This is a genomic window from Candidatus Zixiibacteriota bacterium (assembly GCA_017999435.1).
Taxonomy (GTDB): Bacteria; Zixibacteria; MSB-5A5; order GN15; family FEB-12; genus JAGNLV01.
Genome location: JAGNLV010000002.1, coordinates 223,778 through 245,181 on the forward strand (window position 1 = coordinate 223,778; position 21,404 = coordinate 245,181).

Sequence of the window (21,404 nt, forward strand, 5' to 3'; positions counted from 1 at the left end):
ATGAAGGCGATCGTCATGGCGGGCGGTTTCGGAACCCGACTGCGCCCTTTGACCATTAACATACCCAAACCCATGGCCCCGATCGGCAACCTGCCCATGATGGAACACGTGGTGTCCCTCCTGGTCAGGCACGGCATCACCGACGTGACCGCGCTGCTGTACTTCCAGCCGGAGAAGATCCGCAATCATTTTAAGAACGGCGCGGCGTTCGGGGTGAACATGGAGTACGCGCAGCCGGATGACGATTACGGCACGGCGGGGGCGGTCCGCTACGCTCTCACCACGGCCACGGAACCGGTGCTCGTGATCTCGGGCGACCTGATCACCGATTTCGATCTCACCGAGGCTATCGCCTGGCACGCCGCCCGGCGCTCGCAGGCGACGCTCCTGCTCACCCGCATGGAGAATCCACTCGCCTACGGAATCGTGATCACCGACGACGACGGTCGGATCGTGCGCTTCCTGGAGAAACCCTCGTGGGGCGAGGCCTTCTCCGATACCATCAACACCGGCATCTACATTCTCGAGCCCGCGGCCATCGAGATGATCCCGCCCCGGGTCAATTTCGACTTCTCGCAGAATCTCTTCCCCCTCATGCTCTCGCGGCAGATGGGGCTGTTCGGTAAGATCATGGCCGGCTACTGGAAAGACGTCGGCAACGTGGGGGAGTACCGGAGAGTGCACGCCGACTTCTTCAACGGCACGCTCAACCTCGATCTCAAGCGGCCGGTGCAACCGCTCCCCTCGGGCGAGCTCTACGCCGGGGAGAATGTCCGTATCGCCGACAACGTCCAGCTCTCCGGGCGTGTCGTCCTCGGCCATGATGCGAAGATCGAGGCGGGGGCCAGGCTCCACAATTGCGTCATCGGCGACCGCACGCGGATCGGCCCGGGCGCCAAGCTCAGCAACACGGTGGTGTGGCACGACGCCAACATCGGCGCCGAGAGCCTGGTGGCCGAGAGCGTGATCTGCAACTCCGCACGGCTCGGCCGCAACGTGCAGTTCATGGACGACGTCATCGTCGCCGACGACACGGTGATCGGCGACCGCGCGACGGTCAAAGCCAACTGCAAAATCTGGCCGGGCAAGACGGTCGATTCCGGCGCCATCGTCTCCACCTCAATCGTCTGGGGCGACCGCTGGAACCGGGAGTTGTTCACCAACTCGAAAATCACCGGCCTGGCGCTGACCGAAATCACGCCCGAGATGACGGTCAAAGTCGGCGCCGCCTTCGGCGCTTTCCTCGGCAAGGGCGCGGCCGTGTTGACCAGCCGCGACGCCTCGGACGGGTCGCGTCTGCTCAAACGCGGGCTCATGTCGGGCCTCCTGGCCGCGGGCGTCAACGTTGCCGACCTCGAAACCCAGCCCATTCCCGTGGTGCGCTACGGTCTGACGCGGGGGAGTTACGCCGCCGGGATCTACGTGCGCCACTCCCCGGCCGATTTCCGCTTGATTGACGCGATCTTCTTCGACGGCTCCGGGCTGGACATGCCGACGGCCAAGCTGAAGAAGGTGGAGCGCATGTATTTCGGCGAGGATTTCGAACGCGCCTCGCTCGGCGACATCGGCCACCTCGACCAGCCCCAGCACGTGCTCGAGGACTACCGCGAGGATTTCCTCAAATCGCTCGACATCGACCTGATCCGCAAGGCCGGATTCAAAGTCGTCATCGACCACTCCAACGGCTCCTCGAGCCAGATCTTCCCGACCCTGTCCTCCGAGCTCGGCGTCTCAGCCGTCGAACTGAACGCGAACCTCAACCCGCGCAAGTTCTCGACCTCGCCCGAGGAGATGGCCCAGGCCATGGTGCAGCTCTCCGCCATCGTCTCCTCCCTCAAGGCCGACATCGGCTTCCTGCTCAACCCGGCGGCCGAGAAACTCACCGTGGTCGATGAACTCGGGCAGCCGGTCGACCCGCAGCTGCTCCTGCTCATCGTCCTCGATCTGTTCCTGCAGTTGAACAAAGTGCGGCGGGTGGCGGTCCCGGTGGCGGCCTCGATGGGCGTCGAGGAAATCGCCCGCGACCGCGGCGCCGAGGTCATCCGCGTCGCCAACGACCACCTCTCGATGATGGAGGTGATGCGGCGCGGAGAGGCGGACTTTGTCGGCGGCACCCGCGGCGGCTTCATCTTCCCCGGCTTCCAGAGCGGGGCCGATGCGATGTTCGCCACCTGCAAGATCCTTGAGATGATGGCTGCGACCCGCAGCCGCTTCGGCGCCCTCCGCCGACAATTCGAGGACCTCCAGCGCGAAACCATCTCCGTCCCCTGCCCGTGGTCGAAGAAGGGCACGGTTATGCGCCACCTGATTGTAAACTCCCAGACGCGCGAGCGGCAGTTGGTCGACGGCGTGCGAATCAGAGAAAACGGGGGCTGGGTCCTGCTCATCCCCGACCGCGAGACGGCGTCGTTCAACATCATGGCGGAAACGCGTTCGCGCGAGGCCACCCAGGCGCTCGTCAACCGCTACCGGAGCCTGGTGGAGGAGTGGCAGACCGAATAGGGGGAAACACGCCATCAGGCATGTGCGGCGCCGACCCGGGCAGGAGCGCCGCCTCTCGGCGCGGCCCGGCCCGCCGACCGCGGAGACCGCCGCTGCTCAGGGCGCCGGCGGAGTGTCGTCGCTGCCGGCCGCGCGGGTCCGCGACGGATCCTTAATGATCAGCGCGACCGGGATCAGGACGCAGTAGCCGACAACGAGTAGCAGGGGCGCCAGCGTGATCGAGCCCATGCCGAGAGCGATGTAGCCGATGATGATCACGGCCAGGGCCACCGCCAGCATGATGTAGTTGCGCTTGCCGAACGGCCAACGGGTCTCGGTCGTCGCCGGCTGCGATGCCGTTGTTTTTGCTTGTTTTGCCATAACCTGTCGACTTCCAATAAGATCGCCGGACCTGTTCCTGTCAAGCGGTTTTCCGGGGCGGCCCCGCCCGCTCACTCCGCCGAACCCGCCGCCGTCGGCGTCTCCTCGGACGGCCGGTTGACCCAGCCCAGTCCCATCCCCCAGACGCCCATCAGCAACTGGCGGGGCTCCTCATCGGCAAACGCCGCCTCCGACAGCGAGCAGAGGGCAAACATGACCGACGCCGCCATCGCCGCGCCGATCAGCGCGCGGTAAGCGGGATCGCCCCGGAACCGCTGCCAGCCGCGCCGGAGATACCAAAACACGATGACCCACATGGCGACAAAAAGGAGGGCGCCGGGAATTCCGGCCACGGCCGCGACGTTGAGGACGTCGTTGTGCGCATGCGGCCACACCCGATTCTCACCGCGCAAAGAATCGTTCTGCCGCGCATAGGCCTCGTAGAAGTTGCCCAGGCCGACCCCGGTGATCGGGTTCTCCGCTACGATCGCGAGCGATTTCTCCCAGATGTACGTGCGCGACGCCTGGTTCTCGCCGGTCAGGTCCCGATCCAGCGCCGCCCGGAACCCCCCGGCCACCCCGGGCACCCAGAGGTACACGGCGACGGCGCCGATCGCCACTGCGCCCGCGGCCGCCGCCAGCCACCGCCGCCCTTTGAGGGCCGCGAGGAACAGCAGGGCGAGCGGCAGCCCGGCAAGCGCCATCCGCGCATAGGAGAGCACGGTCGCCGCCAGGCCCACGAAGGCCGCGAGGAAAAGAAATCGCCGCCACACCCCGGTCTCCCGCCCGGCGGCCAGTATTCCGCAGGCCAGCACGAAGATTGAGGCCACCGCGAAATAGTTGCCGTAGGTGAGGCGGTGCGCAAATGACCCCTGCACGATGTACCCTCCCTCGAGCGCTTTGAGCGGCGGCGTCGCGTGCGGCCAGTTGAGCCCGGTGAAGTGCTGCACGACGCCGTACGCGCCCATCAGCAGCACGGCGATGGCGAGCGTCCGCACCAGCCGCCGGCGGAACGGCTCGATGCGCACGAGGTGGACGGCGATCGGAATGATGAGGAAGAGCCAGTCCTCCCGCTCCCGCAGCACCGACCGGCCGGGGGTCGGTCCCGCCAGCGCCGAGATCAGCACCCAGAGAACATACAGCCCGATCGCCAGGTAGACCGGCCGGAGCGCGCCGCCGAACGGATTTTCCCGGCGCACGGCGAGGATGCCGATATAGACGGCCAGCGCCAGGCCGAGGCTGCTCTGGGCCAGCGCGATCGAGAAACTTGAACTCAGAAGGAAGAGCGCGAACAAGCCGAAGAGCACGCGGTCGGCGAGTGTGGTCGCCGGCGCGCTCATCCGAACAGGTCGCTTTCTATGTACTCGACGAGCAGGTGGATGAGGAAGATATGCTCCTCCTGGATCCGCTGGGTCGACGCGCTCGGCACGATCAGGGCAGGGTCCACCAGTCCGGCCAGCCGTCCCCCCTGGCCGCCGAGCAGCCCCGCGGTCAGCATTCTCCGTTGGCGCGCAGCGCCGACTGCCCGCACGAGATTCTCCGAATTGCCCGAGGTCGAGATCACCAGGAGCATGTCTCCCTTGTGGCCTAGCCCTTCCACCTGGCGGGCGAACACGTTCTCGAAGCCGAAATCGTTCCCCGCGGCCGTCAGGACCGATGTGTCCGCGGTGAGCGCGAGCGCCGGCAGGGCCTGGCGGCTCCGGGCCGCCGTCAATCGGACCACCATCTCGGCCGCGAAGTGCGCGGCATCGGCCGCCGAGCCGCCGTTCCCGGCGATCAGCAGCTTGCCCCCCGCGCCGATCACGCCGGCGACGCGGGCGGCCAGGTCGAGCAGGAGGGGGCCGAGTTGTTCGACGACCTCAAGGCGGAGCCGCGCGGTCTGGGCGGCCAGGTCGCGCAGTTCGGCCAGACGATTTTCCCGTTTCATGATCGCACGGACTCCTTCGCATGCACCGCCGCCGCCATCTCCCGCAGGCGCCCGAACGACGGGTCGGTTTCAATCGAATTTCCCACCACCACCATTGCCGCGCCCGCCTCGATCCGCGCCGCGCAGTCCTCCGGCCGGCACAGCCCGCCCCCCGCGATCACCGGGATCTCGACATAGGCGCTCACCTCGCGGACCATCGCGCACGGCACCGCCTCGTGCGCCCCGCTCCCGGCGTCGAGATAGACCAGCCGCATGCCGAGGTACTGGGCCGCCAGCGCGTGCGCGCACGCGATATCGGCCTTGGCGGCCGGGATCGGCAGCGTCCCCGAGATGTACTGCACCGAGGTCAGGTTGTTCGATTCGATGAGCAGGTAGCCGGTGGGGATGGCCTCGAGGCCGAAGCGCTTGACCAGCGGCGCCCCGCGCGCCTGCTCCCCGATCAGATACTCCGGGTTGCGGCCGGAGATGAGCGAGGTGAACAGCACCGCGTCCGCATCGGGCGTCAGTTGCGCAAACGACCCGGGGAAAATGATCACCGGGAGCGCGGCCGCCTGTTTGACCTCGCGGACCGCCTCGGCGAAATGGGTGTCGAGCATGAACGAGGTCCCCACCAGCAGGGCGTCGACGCCGCACTCGGCGGCCGCCTCGCAGAGCCGGCGGTTGTGCCGCGCCGAGGTGCGGTCCGGGTCGATCAGCAGGAGAAACACCCCGCCGCGGTCGGCCCGGATCTCCATAAGCCTGCGGTATACTTTGCCTTCAACCATCTCGTGTCCCTAAGCCGGCGCGCCCGCGGTGAGGGCCGCTACCGGCGCTGCGCCGCGGTGAGGCTCGCCCGCACCGCCGCGAACACCCGGGCCGCCTCGGCTTCGTCGGCCACGCTCCCCTGGGCGAAAGTCGGTTTGCCGCCGCCCCGGCCTCCGAACTGCGGCAGGATCTCTTTGGAGAGCGCCCCGATGTTCACCCGGTGCCGGCTGACCGCCTCGCTCGAGGCCGACGCCACGTACACCTGCTTGCCGTCGACTTTCCCCAGCGCCACCGCGACCACCGGATCGGGCCGGTCTTTCTGACGGTCGATCCACCCGGCCATGATGTCGCGGTCGGTGTCGCCGAAATCGTGGGTGGCCAGCGTCACGGCGCCGATCTGCTCCTCCGCGCCCACCGCGCGCGGCGAGCCGGAGAACATCTCCGCCTTCACCCGCTTCAGTTCGCGCTGCAGTTCGGCGCAGTTTTCGCGAAGCTGCCGCACGCCCTCGAGGGCGTCTTTTTCGCTCCGCCCGACCGCCTGGGCCGCCTCGCTGCGGAACTGCTTGGCATCGAGCATGTAGCCGATCGCGGCCGTGCCGGTGATCGCTTCGAGGCGCCGCACGCCCGAGGCAATGCCCGTCTCCAGGGTGATGAAGAACGGTCCGATCTGGGCGACGTTCTGCACGTGGGTGCCGCCGCACAGCTCCTTGGAGAATCCCGGGACCGACACCACCCGGACCCGGTCGCCGTATTTCTCTCCGAACAGCGCCATCGCTCCCGTCCGCCGGGCCGCGTCGATATCCATGATCTCGGTCTGCACCGCCGTGCCGCGAAGGATCTGCTCGTTGACCAGCCGTTCGACCTCGCGGATCTCTTCCGGCGTCATCGGCCGGTGGTGGGAGAAGTCAAAGCGCATGCGGTCCGGTCCGACGTACGATCCCGACTGTTTGATGTGCGGGCCGAGCACCGTCCGCAGCGCGGCGTGGGTGAGGTGGGTGACGGTGTGGTTGCGCATGATGGCCCAGCGCCGCTCGGCGTCGATTTTCGCCGTAACCCCGTCTCCGGCCCGCAGGTCGGCCGGCGAGCCCTCGGTCACCACCCCTTCGTGCACCGACCAGTCCCGGTAGCCGTGCACGGCCTCGACCCGCACGGCCGCGCCCGGGCCGACGATCACGCCGGTATCGTCCACCTGGCCGCCGGCCTCGGTGTAGAACGGCGTGGTGTCGAGGATGATCCCGACCCGCCGGGGATCGCCGCCCGGCCAGGGGAAGACGTGCTGGATGGAGGCGGCCGCCTCGAACCGGTCGCGCGCGAACACAGTCGGCGCCGCGCGCAGACCGGCGGCGTCGAGAACCTCGTTGAGCGACGACACTTGCGCGGCGAAGCGCGCCCCCGCCTTCGACTGCGTGCGCTGCCGCTCCATCGCCCGGTCGAACCCTTCCCGGTCCAGCCGCAGGCCGCGCTCGGCGGCGATGATCTCGGTCAGGTCGTACGGGAACCCGTAGGTGTCGTACAGGCGGAACACTTCCTCGCCCGGCACCACCGCGCTCCCCTCCCCCGCGACTTTGCGCGCGACCCGCTCGAACAGCTCCAGCCCCGTCTCGAGCGTGCGGCCGAACGACTCCTCTTCGGTCCGGATGACGTTTTCGAGGTGCGGCTGCTTTTCGCGGATTTCCGGGTAAGCGTCCCCCATCTCGGCCGCCAGCACCGGGACGAGCCGGTGGATGAAGGGTCGGTGCATGCCGAGATTGCGTCCGTGCCGGGCCGCTCGCCGGAGGATGCGCCGCAGGACGTACCCCTGGCCTTCGTTCGATATCCCCGCGCCGTCGGCGATGGCGAAACAGAGGGCGCGCAGGTGGTCGGCGATGACGTTGTGCGAGGCGGAGCGGGCCCGGGGGCCGGCCCCGGTCAGGTCGGCGATGGCCTCGATGATGCGCCGGAAGAGGTCGATCTCGAAAACCGAGTTCGCCCCCGCGATCACCGCGGCGATCCGCTCGAGCCCGGCGCCGGTGTCGACCGAGGGTTTCGGCAGCGCCACGACCGCGCCGTCGGCCAGCGTCTCATACTGCATGAAGACGAGATTCCAGATTTCGACAAACCGGTCGGACTCGCCGTTGACCCGGTCCTCCGGCCCCGTGCCGTACTTCGCCCCGCGGTCGTAGTGGATTTCGCTGCACGGTCCGTTCGGCCCGACGTCGCCCATCGACCAGTAGTTGTCTTTCTTGCCGAAGCGGAGAATGCGCCCGTCCTTCAGCGCCGGCGCGATCTTCGCCCACAGCGCGAACGCCTCGTCGTCAGTCTCGTACACCGTCGCGGAGAGCCGCTGCGGGTCGAGCCCGAGATCCTTCGTTACCCACTCCCAGGCGAACGCGATGGCCTCCTCCTTGAAGTAGTCGCCGAAGGAGAAGTTGCCGAGCATCTCGAAAAAGGTGAGGTGCCGGGCGGTGAATCCGACGTTGTCGAGGTCGTTGTGTTTGCCGCCCGCCCGAATGCACTTTTGCGAGCTGGTCGCCCGGGCATAGGGCAGGGTGCGCTGCCCGGTGAACACATCCTTGAACTGGTTCATCCCGGCGTTGGTGAACAGGAGCGTCGGATCGTCGAAGGGAATAACCGGAGATGACGGGACCACCCGATGGTCGTGGCGGGCGAAAAAGTCAAGGAAAGATCGGCGAATATCTGATGTCTTAATCGTTGCCTCCGTCCGTTGATTCACGCGCGAGCGTCTGCACGGCGGCGCGGGCGATGTCGAAAGGGAAGCCGCGCCGGGCCAGGTAATTATATGCTCTGCGGCGGGCCGTTTCAAGGTCAAACTGCCCGAACTCCCGCCACTTCGCCCGCAGCGCGCGCTCGGCCAGCTCTTCCGGCGAGTGCTCCGAAAGCACGGCGTCCGCGGCCTCGGCCGCCAGCGCGCGCTCGATCCGCCGGCTCTCGAGGAACGCGATCACGTAACCGCGCCCGCAGGGTTTTCGGCGCACGAGGCTGTCGGCCAGCTGGTGCGCGTACTGCGCATCGTCGAGCACGCCGCGCGCGGTGAAATCGCGAATCGCCGCGCCGACCAGCTCCGCATCGAATTGCCTCAGCAGCTTCTGGCGAAGCTCTCCGGCCGAATGGGGGCGCCGCGCCAGAAGGCGGGTCGCCTCGCTGGCGACCGCGAACCGCGCCGCCTCGGTCTCCAACTGCGCGGCTTGCGATCGGGTCAGAACGGTTCCTTTGACCAACCGGTAGCGGTGCACGGTCTCCGGCGACAGCACCAGCGGCCGCTCGTGCGTGGACAGATGAATTTCGGCCCGGCTCCCGACCAGGCGGATGTCTATCAGAGAGATTCTCTCGTCCATTGTTGCCAACCCCGGATCAAGCCTTCATTAATAGCGATTTCTTCGGCGGGTAAAGAAAAAAAGCGCTGGGCGGGCCGCAGGCTGCGGAAAAATCCGCCAGCATCCGTGTTTTTATAGTGCATTTTCTCACAGACATTTGTACTTCATTGTTGACAGGTGTCGACAGAACGATTATTGTGAGTTGTTCTGAATGATCGCGTGTAACCTTTTATAAGCAAGCAGGTTTCCGCGAACAAAATTTGTTTGAACCTTAAAATTTTGCTGTTCATAAAGTAATGACTGAGGCTTCGTCCGCGCTCACCGAGGACGGAGCCGGTGGACAGCCCAAACATATCGGGGAGCATCAATGGATCTTGACCTGCAGGGAAATATCGAGCGGTTCACTCTTCCGGAAATCCTTCAATTAATCGCCTCGGGCCGCAAGTCCGGGACTCTCGGGATCCAGAAGGCTGACTCGATCGTCATGGTCTATTTCCGGGAGGGCAACATCATTTACGGCTACGGCCCGCGCGAAACCTACCACCTGGGGCAGTTGCTCAAGGAACGGGGACTCATCACGGCCGAGCAGCTCGAGGAAGCGGTGCGCATGCAGGCGGTCACCGATAACAGCCGCCGCCTCGGGGAAATCCTCATCACCCGCGGCTTCATCGACCGCGCCGATCTCCAGGATGTGGTCCGCCGCCAGGTCGAGAGTCTCCTCTATTCGCTCCTCTCGTGGACCAGCGGATCGTTCAAGTTCTACGAGGATCAGTTCCCGACCGAGGAGGAGATCACGGTGGACCTGTCGGTCGAGAATGTCATTCTCGAAGGACTGCGGCGGATCGACGAGATGAACCTGATCCGGGAGACGCTGCCGAACCTCGAGGCCGTCTACACGATCTCGGCCGCCCAGGGGGGGCGCGCCCGCAACGTCGCCCTGCACGCCGACGAGTGGAACATCATGGCGCTGGTCGACGGGCACCGGACGCTCAACGAGGTCTGCCGGCTCTCGCCGCTGGGGCGCGACGAGACGCTGCGGAAACTCGCGCAACTGAAACTGGCCGGGCTGATCACGAAGACCGACCGGCCGATTGAGCCGCCCGCGCCCGCCGCCGATCTGGAGAAAATGGTCGGCCGTCTGGCCGGTCTGCTGGAGAGCTACATGACCGAGAAGGCCGCCCCCCGGCCGGCCGAGCGAAGAATCACCCAAAGCCTCCTGGAGCAGGTCGATTGAGCCAGATTCACACCCTCAAGTCGCTCGAGCAGGTGCTCGAGACTTTCCTGGAACGGGTGGTCGCGTACAAACAGCCCCGCCTGCAGGTGCTCGAGGGGATCAACCGGCTCGATGATCTCGCCCGGACGCCGGATCCCGGGACCGATTTCACCGAGCAGGTGGGGGAGTGGTTTGCGGCCCACAACCGCCTTCTGGACCAGAAGCAGCTTCGCACCGCCGACCTCAACCGGATCGGCGGCATTTTGGCGGAAATCCGCAGCCGCCTTGACCTTGGCGGGGATTCGCCGCCGGCGGCCCACAAGATCTCCTCGGAGATTGAGCGCTGGCGCTCCGGCGCCCCGACCGCGGTCCCGCCCCGCATTACGCTCGCCCGGGGCCCGGAGAGGAGTTCCCCGCCCGCCCCGTCCCCCCACCCCCCGGTGACCGACCCGGGCGACTCGATCGCCCGCTTCGGCGACTTCCTCACCCATGCCCAGGCGCTGTATGCCGATACCGCCGGCAACAAAAAACACCTCCTGTCGGTCCTCGACGACCTCCTGTCGGCCGCCACCTTGCGGCAGAACAAAGATGCTTTGATTTTGTCCGCGTTCATCATATATTACCTGAAGCTAGGCAACTATAAAGTCGAGCCGTTTGTTAAACGGCTCAAACATGCCGAGGAGCTGGTGAAGGGAGGCCAAAGCCATGCTGAGGCCTGACGAGAAAGCCTATTGCCAGGCGTTGCTGGCTCTCCGGCAGAAAGACTATCGGGCGGCGCTGCGGTTTTTCGATGCCGCGGCTCCCGGGTTTTCCGACAACCGGGAGTTCAGCCTGTACCGCGAAGCCACCCGCCTGCTTCTGGCCGTCAAAGATAAATTGGCGGAACTGGAGAACAAGGACACTATCGATACGAAGGAGACCGTGACCCATGGCCAAGAGACAGAGCTTCGCTGACAAGGCCAGCAAGAAGTCCCACCAGGTGATCTGCCCTGTCTGCGAATCCCCGGTGCAGTACGTCAAGCACGTGAAGGCCGAGAAGAACGGGGCGGGATGGAAGTTCCGCGCGGTGAGCGTGGGCGTCTGCAAGTGCAACGAGAAAGAAATCTACGCCTGAGCGGCGCCTGAACCGAATGCGCAAACCCTCCGCCGCCCGGCGGAGGGTTTTCTGTTAGTCGTTCCGCCCAACCGCCATGAACCGCCCAGGCGATACTCCCGGTCCCGGAATTTCGTTTCTGCTGGCGACCCTGCTCACGCTGGCCGTCTGGATGCTTGTGGCTCTGTTTCCCGGCGGGCGCACCTGGGGACTGGCCATCTGGGCCTGGCTGCCGCGCCTGCCGGCCCTGGTCGTCCTCGGCCTGGCCGTTCTCGCCGCAGTCGCCCTGCACGTGTTCTTGCGGCGCGCTCCGGCGGCCGCCGGCCCATCGGACGCCCCGCTGTCGGTCCGCCGCCGCCCCTGGCTGCTCCCGGTGGCGCTCACAGGCGCGGTCGCGCTGTTCTGGTGGGCGCGAACCCGGACCCATTTCCTCGGCGACGGCTACACGCTGCTCAGTCTGCTCGCCGCCGATCGCCCGTTTCTCAAGACCCGCCAACTCGGGGAGGCGCTGCTGCACGTGTGGGTCAAGGACCTCTCCGGGCTTGAGGGGCAGCAGGGGGCCCTGTTCAGTTTCCGGTTCCTTTCGATTCTCTCGGGGACCGTGTGCGTCGGCGTCGTCGCCTGGGCGGCCGCCCGGCTCTTTCAGGACAGGCGGAGCCGGGTTCTCTTTTCCGCGGGCGTGCTCACCGGCGGTTACATGCTCCTGTATTTCGGTTATGTCGAGAACTACTCGCTCTTCGTAACCTCCGTGTGCGCCTTCGTGCTGGTCGGTTTGCTGGTCGCTCAGGGGCGGCTTTGGCGCGGGTGGCTCCTGGTCCCGCTGGGGGCGGCGATCTTCTTCCACATCATGGGGGTGACGCTCATCCCCGGCGCGGTCTACCTGCTCCTGGCCCCCACCCGGCTGGGCCAGCGGGCGCGCGGCTGGCCGCCCCGGACCTGGGCGGCGCTGGCGGTGCTCGTCGGCGCGGCGGGATTCTCCGCCGTGGCATACTTCCGCCATACGTCCGTGTTTTTCCGTCTGGCTGTGCTGCCGCTCTACGACGGTCGGCTGACCAACGGCTACACGGTCCTCTCGCCCGCCCACTTGGGCGACTTCCTCAACCTCATTCCTTTGCTCCTGCCGGCGGCAGGGCTGTTGGCGCTGGCGCTTGTCGGTTTCGTGAAATCCCGCCGGCCGGTGACCCGGCCGTTCGCTTTTCTGGTTGTGGCGGTGCTTTCGACGCTCGGCGCGGCCTTCATTTTCGAACCCGAACTCGGCATGCCGCGCGACTGGGATCTGTTCGCTTTCGCCGGCGTCCCTCTCGTGGTCGGCTTCTACTACCTCGTGCTCAATGGGCGCAGGGAAAGGCGGCCGACAGTGGAAGTCGCCGCCCTGGGGATCCTGCTCGGCGCGGCGGCGCTGGGCGGCCGGGTGGCCACCCTGCGGGATGAGCAGGTGTCGCTGCGCCCGATCGCCCACTACATCGCCCTCGACCCCGCCCGCATGTCGCCGGTGTTTCACATCCTCCGCGAATACTACGCCGCCCGGGGCGATGCCCTGGCGGCCGATTCGGTCGAGGCCGAGTGGCGGAAGCACAACCCCGAGGCGGAGCTGACCTCCCGGGCGGTCGACCTGATCGAGATGGGCCAGTATGCGGAAGCAGCCGCCCTCGCCCGACGGGCGATCGAGATCAACGCCGCGCACTGGTCGGGCTACGCCGAGTTGGGCGCCGCTTTGATCCGGATGCAGCGCTACGACAGCGCCCTGAGCTGCCTTCAGATGGCCGGCGGACTGAATCCGTACAGCCCGAGGATCCTCCACAATCTCGCGCTCTGCTACGATCGCACCGGCGACTGGCGGAAAGCCGAACAGCTTTGGCAGAAGGCGTACCGCCTCGATACCACGCAAACTCCCACGCTCGTGGAGCTCTGCCGCCTCTACCAGATCCGCCGGCTTCCCGACAAGCTCCTGGCCGCTCTCGAACGTCTCGCCGACCAGCCGGACGCGCCGCCGGAGGGGCTGGCGAAACTTGCCGATATGTATGCTGAGGCCGGCCGGCTTCCCGAGGCCGGGGAGGTATTCCGGCGGGCGGTGCAGGCCGGGCTGGATACCGCGCTGGCACGGCAGATAGTGGCCGCCCGCCCCCGACTGAAATCTTTCGTCCCGGGGTTTCCGTAGCCCCGGTCTGCAGGATGAGGATGCGCCGATGGAGTGGTTGCCCCGTCTCTGGCTGCTGAGTGTCGCCGCGCTGCTCTTTCAAGCGGCCTACTACTGGCCGCGCCTGCCCGAGCGCCTGGCCTCGCACTTCGATGCCTCCGGCGTACCGAACGGCTACTCCTCCCGCGCCTCTTTCATAGCCGTGTGGCTGGCCGTGGTGCTCCTGGTCAACATCTGGCCGGCGATTATCGGCCCGCTCATCCGCAAACTCCCGCCGGGCCTGATCAACACCCCGAGGAAAGACTACTGGCTGGCGACGCAGGAGCGCCGCACCCGCCTGATCGCGATCGTGGCCGCCATGCTCTCAGGCATCATGCTGGGGGCCAATGTGATGTTGCTCGTCACGTTCCACTACACGGCCGCCTACAACACCGGCGGCCGCGGTTCGAGCGGAAGTTGGATCGGGTATGCCGTCGTTGCCGAAACCCTGCTCACCCTCGGAGCCGTGGTGTGGGGGCTTGGTGACTCTCAGCCGCCCGCCCGCCGACTTCAGACCGCAGCCTCCTTCGTGAGAACCATCGAGTAGAAAGCCGATTCGTCCTCGAACAATCGAGAGACCTGCCAGCCCGTCCCGGCAACGATCTCCCGCAATTCCTCCGGCGACACCAAAAGGTAATCGAACCAGGGAGTCGCGAGCTTCTCGTACCGGACCCTCAGCCGGAGCTGGCCTCCCCTACGCCCCCGTCGGCGATTGCACTCGTGGTATTCCAGGTGCTGCACGTCCGAAACCTTGTACGGATGTCGCACCGAGGCGATGATGCGGCCGCGGTCCGATGTCATCCCGTGAAGCCGCCTCAGCATTCTCCGCCCCTTTTGGAGCGTTTCGAGAAGTCCGAAATTCCCCCCGAACAGCACGACGGCGTCGAACACTCCCATGTCGGCGGAGACATCGGCGAACCGCATCAGCCGGACATCCCGCACTCCCCGCTCCCGGCACACGTGCACGAGCAGAGGCGAGTAGTCGATCGCCACTACCGGGTGCCCCTTCTCCTGCAGATGCAGCGCGACCCGTCCGGCCCCGCATCCGACATCAAGCACCCGGCCGCGGGCATAGCGAATCGCTTGCCGCTCGACTTTCCACCACCTGGCGTAACGCTCCAGGCACAACCGGTGTCCGACATGACTGGCATCGATGAACCCGTCGTCGCGCTCCACAATGAGGGAGGTGTACCGCCCGTGCAGATGATCGCACATCCCCCGTCCGAACGCGTCCTCTTCCGGCTTCAGCATGATCCCGCTCCCTGCTTCAGGTGGAGTTTTACGTAAGTCGCAGGTACGGCACGGCGTTCGCCGACATTTCCCCCGCGCCTTCTTTGCGGTAGCGAAAGTACCCCGCCGCCGCGATCATCGCCGCGTTGTCGGTGCACAGTTCCGGCGGCGGAGAGAACAGCCGCCGCCCCTCCGGCGTCAGCCGCTCGCCCAGGAGGGCGCGGAGCCGGCTGTTGGCGGCCACGCCGCCGGAGACGGTGACGTCGTGTATCTGGAGGTCGCGGGCCGCCCGGAGCGTCTTCTCCGCCAGCACCTCGGCCACCGCTTCCTGGAACGACGCGGCGATATCCGCCTTGTGCCGCGCGAGCTCCCCGGGCGATAGCTTCTTCAGGTGCAGCGCCACCGCGGTTTTCAGCCCAGAGAACGAGAAGTGGTAGTCCTCCCGGTCGAGCATCGCCCGCGGAAACCGCACGTAGCCGGGGTTTCCCTGCTGCGCGAGTTTGTCCAACCGCGCGCCCCCCGGGTAGCCGAGATCCATCAGCTTGGCCACCTTGTCGAACGCTTCCCCGGCGGCGTCATCCTGCGTCCGGCCGAGCACCCGGTAGACGCCGAACCCATTCACCTCGATGAGCATCGTGTGCCCTCCCGAAACCACCAGCGTGAGGTGGTGGGGGGAGAGGTCGGCGTAGGCCAGCAGGTTTGCCGCGAGGTGTCCCTCGAGGTGGTTCACCGGCACGAACGGCAGGCGCGCCGCGAAGGCCAGTCCTTTGGCGAAGGTCAGCCCCACCAGGAGCGGCCCGACCAGCCCCGGCCCCATGGTGGCGGCGATCAGTCCGAGGTCGCCGATCCCCACCCCCGCCGTCTCCATCGCCTGCCGGTAGATCGGCACGATCGTTTTCAGGTGTTCCCGGCTGGCGATTTCCGGCACCACGCCGCCGAAGCGGGCGTGGTCGGCCTGCGAGAGGATGACGTTGGCGAGCACCCGCGAGCCGTCGGCGATCACGGCCGCCGCGGTTTCGTCGCACGATGTCTCAATACCCAGCGCGAGCATGGCCGGTCACTGCGGGCGGCGAGTCGTGAACTGGACCGACTCGGCCGAGGTTTTCTTGACCCGGAAATTCGAGGGCGCGTCGACCTTGATCGGCGCCGCGTTGAGCGAGTCGCGCCGGCGGTAGTCGACCGAGGCCACGAGCGCGTTCGGGTTGAGCAGGTCGATATCCTCCGGCGGACCGGTCAGCTCCACATTGATCACGCGGGGCTGAATCGACACCTGGCGGTCGGCCGGCACGTTGTAGACGACCACCGGGATGTTCTCGAAGACCCGGGTCTTGATCGCGAGAACCTCGACCTCCACCAGCACCGAATCGGGATCGAGCCCGATGCGGTATCCCTCCGGCCGCCGGAGCGGCAAGAGGAGGGAGAGATTGTTGCGCACGCCGGTGATCTGGCGGGGGATGGTCGACACCGCGCTCAGGCGGTCGACCACCAGCTCGGCCCCCCGCACCACCACCTGGGGCGGCAGCGGGTCCGAAATCCGGCTCACCGCAAAACCCTCGTCGGTCTTGATGTCGAGATCGAGCACCACGTCCACCGTGGCCCGCACGATCTCGTCGACGTGCAGGTTGATCGAAGTCGGCGACACCACGCCGTCAATCGCCACCCGGTTGCCGCCTGCGATCAGCGTCGTGTTCGCCGCCGACAGCGGCACAACGTGCCGCCCCGGGCCGTAAGCGGTCGCCAGGATGCGCACGCCGTAGTCCCGCCAGGTCTGCCGGAGGAGCTGTTTCCCCTTCGCCGCCACCACGACCGTGATCGAATCGGGCGGCCGGTTGGCCAGCGTCAGGGAGTCATCCAGCGCGATCTCCGATATCGGCACCCGCACCTCGTAGTTGTAGATTTTCTCGGTCGCGACATGGAACCACAGGAGGAGCCCCATGATCAGGGCCACGATCTTCAGCCAGAAGTTCTCGAGCAGGGATTTCATATGTCACGGTTCCCACGGCCGGGCGGCGGGCGACCGGCCGCCGATATGGTAACACACGTCCCGGCCGCAAACAACCAACAATTGCGGAAATCCGGCCGGAACTAGTCCACGCGGTCGGGATTGTTCCAGAGAAACCGGGTCAGCCCCCGGTCGGTCCCCACCCACAGGTAGTCCCCATCCACCGCCAGTGCGTAGACGTTGTTCGAGGCCAGCCCGTCGTCGACCGTGAAATCCCGCTTGAACGGTTTGTCCGCGGTGTGAAAGAGGATCGTCAGCCCCTTGTCCGAGGCCACCGCCGCGATCGTCTCGTTGACCGCCAGCGCCCGCGGGAGCAGCTGCTGGGTCATGTCGTGGAACGACCGCGACTCCGCCGTCTGCAGATCCAGCTCCGCCAGCCCGCCGTCGGACACAAACCAGAGCTTGTCCGCCCACCGCTCGATGTCGTAGACGTGGCTGAACAGCACGTTCTCCGGATCGCGATACCGCTGGAGTCGCTCCGCGCCCTTCGTCAGCCGGTAGGCGCCGCTCTCCGCGGCGACCCAAACGTAGTCGCCGACTTCCTCGATGTCCCAGATGTACTGGCCCTCAAACGTCGTGGGGAGGATCAGGGCGGCCGAATCGGAGGCCCCGATCACCAGGTTCAGCCCCTCGTCGGTCCCGATAAACACCGAATCGCCGGTCACCGCGATGCTCAGGACATTCTCGCCGGCCAGTCCCTGCCGCTCCCCGACCGTCCGTATGATCATTTCGCTCTCCAGGTCCATCACGAGCAGCCCGCGCGCGGTCCCGATGTACAAGTGGGCGGAATCGGAGCGGAGACAATTGATGTCGTCGGCGGGAAACTCCGGCCGCACCCCGGACTCGAGGTGGCGGAAAGTCATCATCGCCGGCTCGAATCCTGTAATCCCGGTGCGCAGGTCGTCGTACACCGCCCCGGACACCCACAGCCGGCCGCCCTCCTGATCGAGGGCGTTGACGCGCCGCTGGACCAGTCCGAACGGGAGCAGGTCGATGATGAGGTTGGTGGTCCGCGCTTTCGCCGGGCCGTATCCCCAGATGGCCATCCAGTACATCCCGCTCCCGTCGTCGACCATCTCGTTGATCTGCCAGGTCCGCCCGTAGGGGTCGATGAGCTGTCCGCCGGCGAAATAGTTGAAACCGGGCGGAGCGTGCATGATGGCCGGCGGGGGCACCTCGCGCGCCGCCCCGTCCCCCTCGGGCGTCTCGCTGGTGAGGAACCACATCGCCAGCGTCTGGTCGTAAACGTACCTCCCGTCCGGCGTCGCCGCATAGAGCGTGCGCCCGAACTGGTCGGCCCAGATCCGGCTGATATCTTCCGGATCGACTCCCGGGATCGCCGGCAGGGGCTCCTCCCAGCGGTCCTCCCCCTGGTTGTAGCAGATGATCCCCTGGGCGGTGGCGAAATATACGCGGACGACGGTCACGGCGATGCTCCTGGTTCGGGAGAAATCCGAGAAGGTCACGGCCTGCCCCTCGGGATAGCCGGCGTGGGCCGCAACGGCCAGCAGGAGTCCCGCGAGGATCCCCGCGATCGTCGTGCGCGCCTTCATGCGAGCCCGCCTGAGAGGACGTCCAGGACCGCCGCCGCCAGCAGCGCGGTGCCGACCGGCAGGGCCGCTTCGTCGGCTATGAACGCCGGCGAGTGCCAGGGTTGGTCGGCCTTGATTTTCCTGTTCCCCACACCCAACCGCACCATCGCCCCCGGCGCCTGCTTGAGGTAGCAGGCGAAATCCTCGCCGCCGAGCATCACCTCGGTCGTTTCGATTTTACCGCGTCCGTAGAGCCGTTCCATGTTGCGGGCCAGCACACGGTTGGCGCGCGGGTCGTTGCTGAGCACCGGATAGTCGGCGATCAGGCGCAGCTCGACCCGGGCGCCGCGGGCCCGGCCGATGTTTTCGGCCACCCGGCGGATCAGGCGCGGCACCGCCTTCTCGGCCCGCGGCGACAGCGTCCGCGCCGTCCCGGCCACCCGCACCTCGTCGGCGACCACGTTGCGCGCCACCCCGCCCTCGATCTGCCCGAACGTGATCACGGCCGGCTCGACCGGGTCGATCTCGCGCGCGACCACTTTCTGCACCGCCTCGATCACCTCGGCGGCGGTTGTGATCGCATCCACTCCCAGGTGGGGCCGGGCGGCATGGGCGCTCCGGCCGCGCACAATGAGATCGAAATCGGTCACCGCCGCCATCGTCGGACCGTCCCGCAGGCCGATTTTCCCCGTCCGCACGTGCGGGTCGACATGGAGACCGAACACCGCGGAGGCGTCTGTCAGGGCGCCCGACTCGATCATCGGCCGCGCCCCGCCGGGGGGCATTTCTTCGGAGGGTTGGAAGATGAACCGGACGGTTCCGGCGATTTGGCCGCGCAGACCGCTCAGCACGGCTGCCACTCCCCAGACTACCGCCATGTGCATATCGTGGCCGCAGGCGTGCATGCAGCCCGGGTTTTTCGATGCGAACGGCAGGCCGGTGCGCTCCGTAATCGGCAGCGCGTCGATGTCGCTGCGCACGACCACCGTCCGCCCCCCCGCAACCCCCTGCAACTCCGCCAGCACACCGGTGTCGGTCGTGGTCGCAAGCAACCGCAGGCCCAGCCGCCGCAGCGCGGCGGCCAAGTACTCGCTCGTCCGAAACTCCCTCGCGGAAAGTTCGGGATACTGATGGAGGTGGCGGCGCAGCGCCGCCTGGCGGGCAGCGATCCGCTTCGCCGCGGCGAGAATCCGGTCTGGTCGGTCAGGGGAGTGGGGCACGTTCAGGTTCGCTCCGGTGGGGGTGATCCGGCCTTACGGCCGGCTGTTCCGTTTTCCTGATAGCGCTTGTACTTATTGGCAAACACATGCGCCAGCCGCAAAGGTTCCGGCAACCGGTAGTCCCGCAGACAGCGGACCACCAGTTCCCGGGCGCCGGCCAGATCGCAACCGTGTCCGGGGGAGACAAAGATCGGTTTCACCCGGTCTTTCGAACGGTAGGCGCACCCGACTTCGGCTCCCTCAATGCGGATCGGCTCCCAACTCCCTTTCGCATCGGCTACCGGCCGATGAGTTCCCGCGAGGAGCTTGCGGCTGCACCCGGTCGAGGGCCGGTTGAACAGGACGCCGAGCAGGCCGGCCATGCCGCAGCGGGCCGGGTGGGCCAAGCCGTGGCCATGGATCATGAGCATGTCCGGCTCGGTCGCCAGGCGGTGGAGCGCTGCGATGACCGCCGGTCCCTCGCGGAAAAACAGCAGCCCCGGCACATAGGGAAAAATCGCGGGGGCACACCCCTCGGCCCGATCCACCGGCTCCAGGCCGGGATACCGGACGACGACGGCGGCGGCGTAAATCCGCTTGCCGTCGCGGCCATAGGCGGTGTCGACCGCCGCGATCAGGCGGGGCTCGGAGGCCGCGGGGGCAATCCGGATCTCGCGGGCAAGGGCCGTCTGGAGCGCCGCCGCCTCGGCCCGCGTCACCGGCCACTTCTCAATCTGCCGATACTGCACGCCTGCCTGTGAACACCGCGGGCTGCGGTTCTGAATTCTGCGAAACGATACGAAGAACCTCCCGTCCCGTCAAGGCGCGGGACCGTCACTGCGAACCCCGCAGGCGGAAGAACCCCCACTGCGGGAGATCGTCGACAAGTGCCGCGAGGTGCCCCGGCGTGATCCAGGGGGAGTGGCGGTCCGGCGTCAGCAGCGGAATGTGCAGGTCGCAGGCGTTCGGTTTGGGGCAGCCGGTCGCCACCGTATACATCCGCTCCCCCTCGTCGTTGACCAGCATGTTGACCACAATGTAGACCTTTCCGACCAACAGGCGGTCGTCGTGCCCGATGACGAGGTCTCCGGGTCGCACCTCCTCAGGGGGGAGGGAATCGCAGTTGGCCGCCAGCGTCTGGTACGTCTGCTGCTCCATCGCCACCGTCAGGAACCGGTAGAATTCCATCTCGCTGGCCTCGCGCGGCGTGGCCGGCACCAGCCGCGGCCCGCCGAGCGGCGTGTAGCTCACTTTGCTCTGGAGCCAGGCGGCGTAGGCGAGCGTGTCGCCGTCCGCCCGCGTCACGATGTGCATGGCCGACTCGCGGCCGGCGTACCGGCAGTACTCCGCGAACACGCGCAGCGGAAACCCGATATCGGTGTACATCGTCCCCCGCCAGGGCATGTGCACGACGCGCGAGACCTCGCCGTACTCGTACGCTTTCCCGCCCTTCCACACCCCGACCGGCTTCCACTGGTTCCACAGCGGCAGGTGGGAGACCCAGTACTGGTATCCGGTCAGGGCGGCCGAATCCGGCCGGTGGAACCCCTCGGGGAGACGGAACTCCGTCTCGAACGTGTAGATCGTGTCGTCCATGCTGATGAAGGAGTAGGTCTGGCGGTACCAGGCCAGCAGGGAATCAAAGGGGGCCGGCGGGGCCGGATCCGCCCCGCGGCTGTCCCGGAGCGGGACGGCCGCCGCCAGAATCGCAAGCAGCGCAGCGACGCAGCGCGTCATTCCTCTTTCATCTCCTTCCACAGCCGGGCCGCCCGGCGCAGGTGGGGAATGGTGATGGAGCCGCCGACCACCAGCGCGATCGCCATCACCTCGTCGAACTCCGCGTCGGTCACGCGGTTCTCCCGGGCGCGGATGACGTGGTAGGCGATGCAGTCGTCGCAGCGGAGCACCAGCGAGGCCGCCAGTCCGAGCAGCTCCTTGGTTTTGGCGTCCAGCGCACCGTCCCGGTACACGGCGCCGTCCAGAGCGAAGAAGCGCTTGATATCGAGGTTGTCCCGCTCGAGGACAATCTCGTTCAGCTTCTCCCGCTCCTGCCTGAACTGTTGTACCCGATCCGACATCGATTTCTCCGATATTTTTCCGCGCCGCCGGGGC

The 21,404-nt window shown here is 66.8% G+C and carries 21 protein-coding genes; 7 read left to right on the top strand and 14 right to left on the bottom strand.

Annotated features, from left to right (window positions below; all coding sequences use genetic code 11):
* Entirely contained in the window at nucleotides 1-2,502 is a 2,502-nt protein-coding gene (locus tag KA261_06465) for an NTP transferase domain-containing protein (GenBank protein ID MBP7697437.1), read from the top strand.
* A gap of 96 nt (nucleotides 2,503-2,598) precedes the next feature.
* Here KA261_06465 and KA261_06470 read toward each other — a convergent pair whose 3' ends face one another.
* The 6 genes from KA261_06470 to KA261_06495 all read right to left on the bottom strand — a co-directional run bounded on the left by KA261_06470 (nucleotide 2,599) and on the right by KA261_06495 (nucleotide 8,868).
* Complete coding sequence (locus KA261_06470; protein ID MBP7697438.1) at nucleotides 2,599-2,862, bottom strand: hypothetical protein; 264 nt, start codon at nucleotides 2,860-2,862, stop codon at nucleotides 2,599-2,601.
* A 71-nt stretch (nucleotides 2,863-2,933) separates the two neighbouring features.
* A complete protein-coding gene (locus tag KA261_06475) occupies nucleotides 2,934-4,202 on the bottom strand; it encodes an O-antigen ligase family protein (protein ID MBP7697439.1) in 1,269 nt (422 codons plus the stop codon).
* Nucleotides 4,199-4,762: an SIS domain-containing protein gene (locus KA261_06480; protein MBP7697440.1), complete on the bottom strand. Its 564-nt coding sequence runs from the start codon at nucleotides 4,760-4,762 to the stop codon at nucleotides 4,199-4,201. Before KA261_06480 ends, KA261_06475 begins: the two co-directional genes overlap by 4 nt.
* Before the next feature lie 23 nt (nucleotides 4,763-4,785).
* Complete coding sequence (locus KA261_06485) at nucleotides 4,786-5,553, bottom strand: geranylgeranylglyceryl/heptaprenylglyceryl phosphate synthase (protein MBP7697441.1); 768 nt, start codon at nucleotides 5,551-5,553, stop codon at nucleotides 4,786-4,788.
* Between the two features lie 38 nt (nucleotides 5,554-5,591).
* Nucleotides 5,592-8,246, bottom strand: coding sequence for an alanine--tRNA ligase (alaS, locus tag KA261_06490; GenBank protein MBP7697442.1), 2,655 nt, complete (start codon nucleotides 8,244-8,246; stop codon nucleotides 5,592-5,594).
* Nucleotides 8,218-8,868 carry a regulatory protein RecX gene (locus KA261_06495; GenBank protein ID MBP7697443.1) on the bottom strand — a complete coding sequence of 217 codons (651 nt, stop codon included), beginning with the start codon at nucleotides 8,866-8,868 and terminating at the stop codon, nucleotides 8,218-8,220. Before KA261_06495 ends, alaS begins: the two co-directional genes overlap by 29 nt.
* Before the next feature lie 346 nt (nucleotides 8,869-9,214).
* Here KA261_06495 and KA261_06500 point away from each other — a divergent pair, with 346 nt between their 5' ends.
* The 6 genes from KA261_06500 (at nucleotide 9,215) to KA261_06525 (ending at nucleotide 13,876) form a co-directional block, all read left to right on the top strand.
* Nucleotides 9,215-10,081, top strand: a complete 867-nt coding sequence (locus KA261_06500) for a DUF4388 domain-containing protein (protein ID MBP7697444.1) — start codon at nucleotides 9,215-9,217, stop codon at nucleotides 10,079-10,081.
* The gene (locus KA261_06505; GenBank protein ID MBP7697445.1) at nucleotides 10,078-10,779 is read left to right on the top strand and encodes a hypothetical protein; all 702 of its coding nucleotides are present in this window, start codon (nucleotides 10,078-10,080) and stop codon (nucleotides 10,777-10,779) included. Before KA261_06500 ends, KA261_06505 begins: the two co-directional genes overlap by 4 nt.
* The gene (locus KA261_06510) at nucleotides 10,766-11,014 is read left to right on the top strand and encodes a hypothetical protein (protein ID MBP7697446.1); all 249 of its coding nucleotides are present in this window, start codon (nucleotides 10,766-10,768) and stop codon (nucleotides 11,012-11,014) included. Before KA261_06505 ends, KA261_06510 begins: the two co-directional genes overlap by 14 nt.
* Nucleotides 10,989-11,174 (top strand): hypothetical protein, encoded by a 186-nt coding sequence (locus KA261_06515; GenBank protein ID MBP7697447.1) that lies wholly within the window; start codon nucleotides 10,989-10,991, stop codon nucleotides 11,172-11,174. The genes KA261_06510 and KA261_06515 overlap by 26 nt, the downstream gene beginning before the upstream one ends.
* A gap of 76 nt (nucleotides 11,175-11,250) precedes the next feature.
* A complete protein-coding gene (locus KA261_06520) occupies nucleotides 11,251-13,311 on the top strand; it encodes a tetratricopeptide repeat protein (GenBank protein ID MBP7697448.1) in 2,061 nt (686 codons plus the stop codon).
* A gap of 28 nt (nucleotides 13,312-13,339) precedes the next feature.
* Nucleotides 13,340-13,876 (top strand): DUF1648 domain-containing protein, encoded by a 537-nt coding sequence (locus tag KA261_06525; GenBank protein ID MBP7697449.1) that lies wholly within the window; start codon nucleotides 13,340-13,342, stop codon nucleotides 13,874-13,876.
* Here the strand turns inward: KA261_06525 and KA261_06530 are convergent.
* The 8 genes from KA261_06530 to KA261_06565 all read right to left on the bottom strand — a co-directional run bounded on the left by KA261_06530 (nucleotide 13,840) and on the right by KA261_06565 (nucleotide 21,370).
* A complete protein-coding gene (locus KA261_06530; GenBank protein ID MBP7697450.1) occupies nucleotides 13,840-14,580 on the bottom strand; it encodes a methyltransferase domain-containing protein in 741 nt (246 codons plus the stop codon). The genes KA261_06525 and KA261_06530 overlap by 37 nt on opposite strands.
* 28 nt (nucleotides 14,581-14,608) lie before the next feature.
* Complete coding sequence (gene tsaD, locus KA261_06535) at nucleotides 14,609-15,610, bottom strand: tRNA (adenosine(37)-N6)-threonylcarbamoyltransferase complex transferase subunit TsaD (protein MBP7697451.1); 1,002 nt, start codon at nucleotides 15,608-15,610, stop codon at nucleotides 14,609-14,611.
* A gap of 6 nt (nucleotides 15,611-15,616) precedes the next feature.
* Nucleotides 15,617-16,543, bottom strand: coding sequence for a hypothetical protein (locus tag KA261_06540; protein MBP7697452.1), 927 nt, complete (start codon nucleotides 16,541-16,543; stop codon nucleotides 15,617-15,619).
* Between the two features lie 101 nt (nucleotides 16,544-16,644).
* Entirely contained in the window at nucleotides 16,645-18,114 is a 1,470-nt protein-coding gene (locus KA261_06545; GenBank protein MBP7697453.1) for a hypothetical protein, read from the bottom strand.
* Nucleotides 18,111-19,313 carry an amidohydrolase gene (locus KA261_06550; GenBank protein ID MBP7697454.1) on the bottom strand — a complete coding sequence of 401 codons (1,203 nt, stop codon included), beginning with the start codon at nucleotides 19,311-19,313 and terminating at the stop codon, nucleotides 18,111-18,113. Before KA261_06550 ends, KA261_06545 begins: the two co-directional genes overlap by 4 nt.
* Nucleotides 19,314-19,315: 2 nt before the next feature.
* Nucleotides 19,316-20,041, bottom strand: a complete 726-nt coding sequence (locus tag KA261_06555; GenBank protein ID MBP7697455.1) for an endonuclease V — start codon at nucleotides 20,039-20,041, stop codon at nucleotides 19,316-19,318.
* An 85-nt stretch (nucleotides 20,042-20,126) separates the two neighbouring features.
* Complete coding sequence (locus tag KA261_06560; GenBank protein MBP7697456.1) at nucleotides 20,127-21,029, bottom strand: hypothetical protein; 903 nt, start codon at nucleotides 21,027-21,029, stop codon at nucleotides 20,127-20,129.
* Entirely contained in the window at nucleotides 21,026-21,370 is a 345-nt protein-coding gene (locus tag KA261_06565; protein ID MBP7697457.1) for a carboxymuconolactone decarboxylase family protein, read from the bottom strand. Before KA261_06565 ends, KA261_06560 begins: the two co-directional genes overlap by 4 nt.
* Nucleotides 21,371-21,404: the final 34 nt, after the last annotated feature.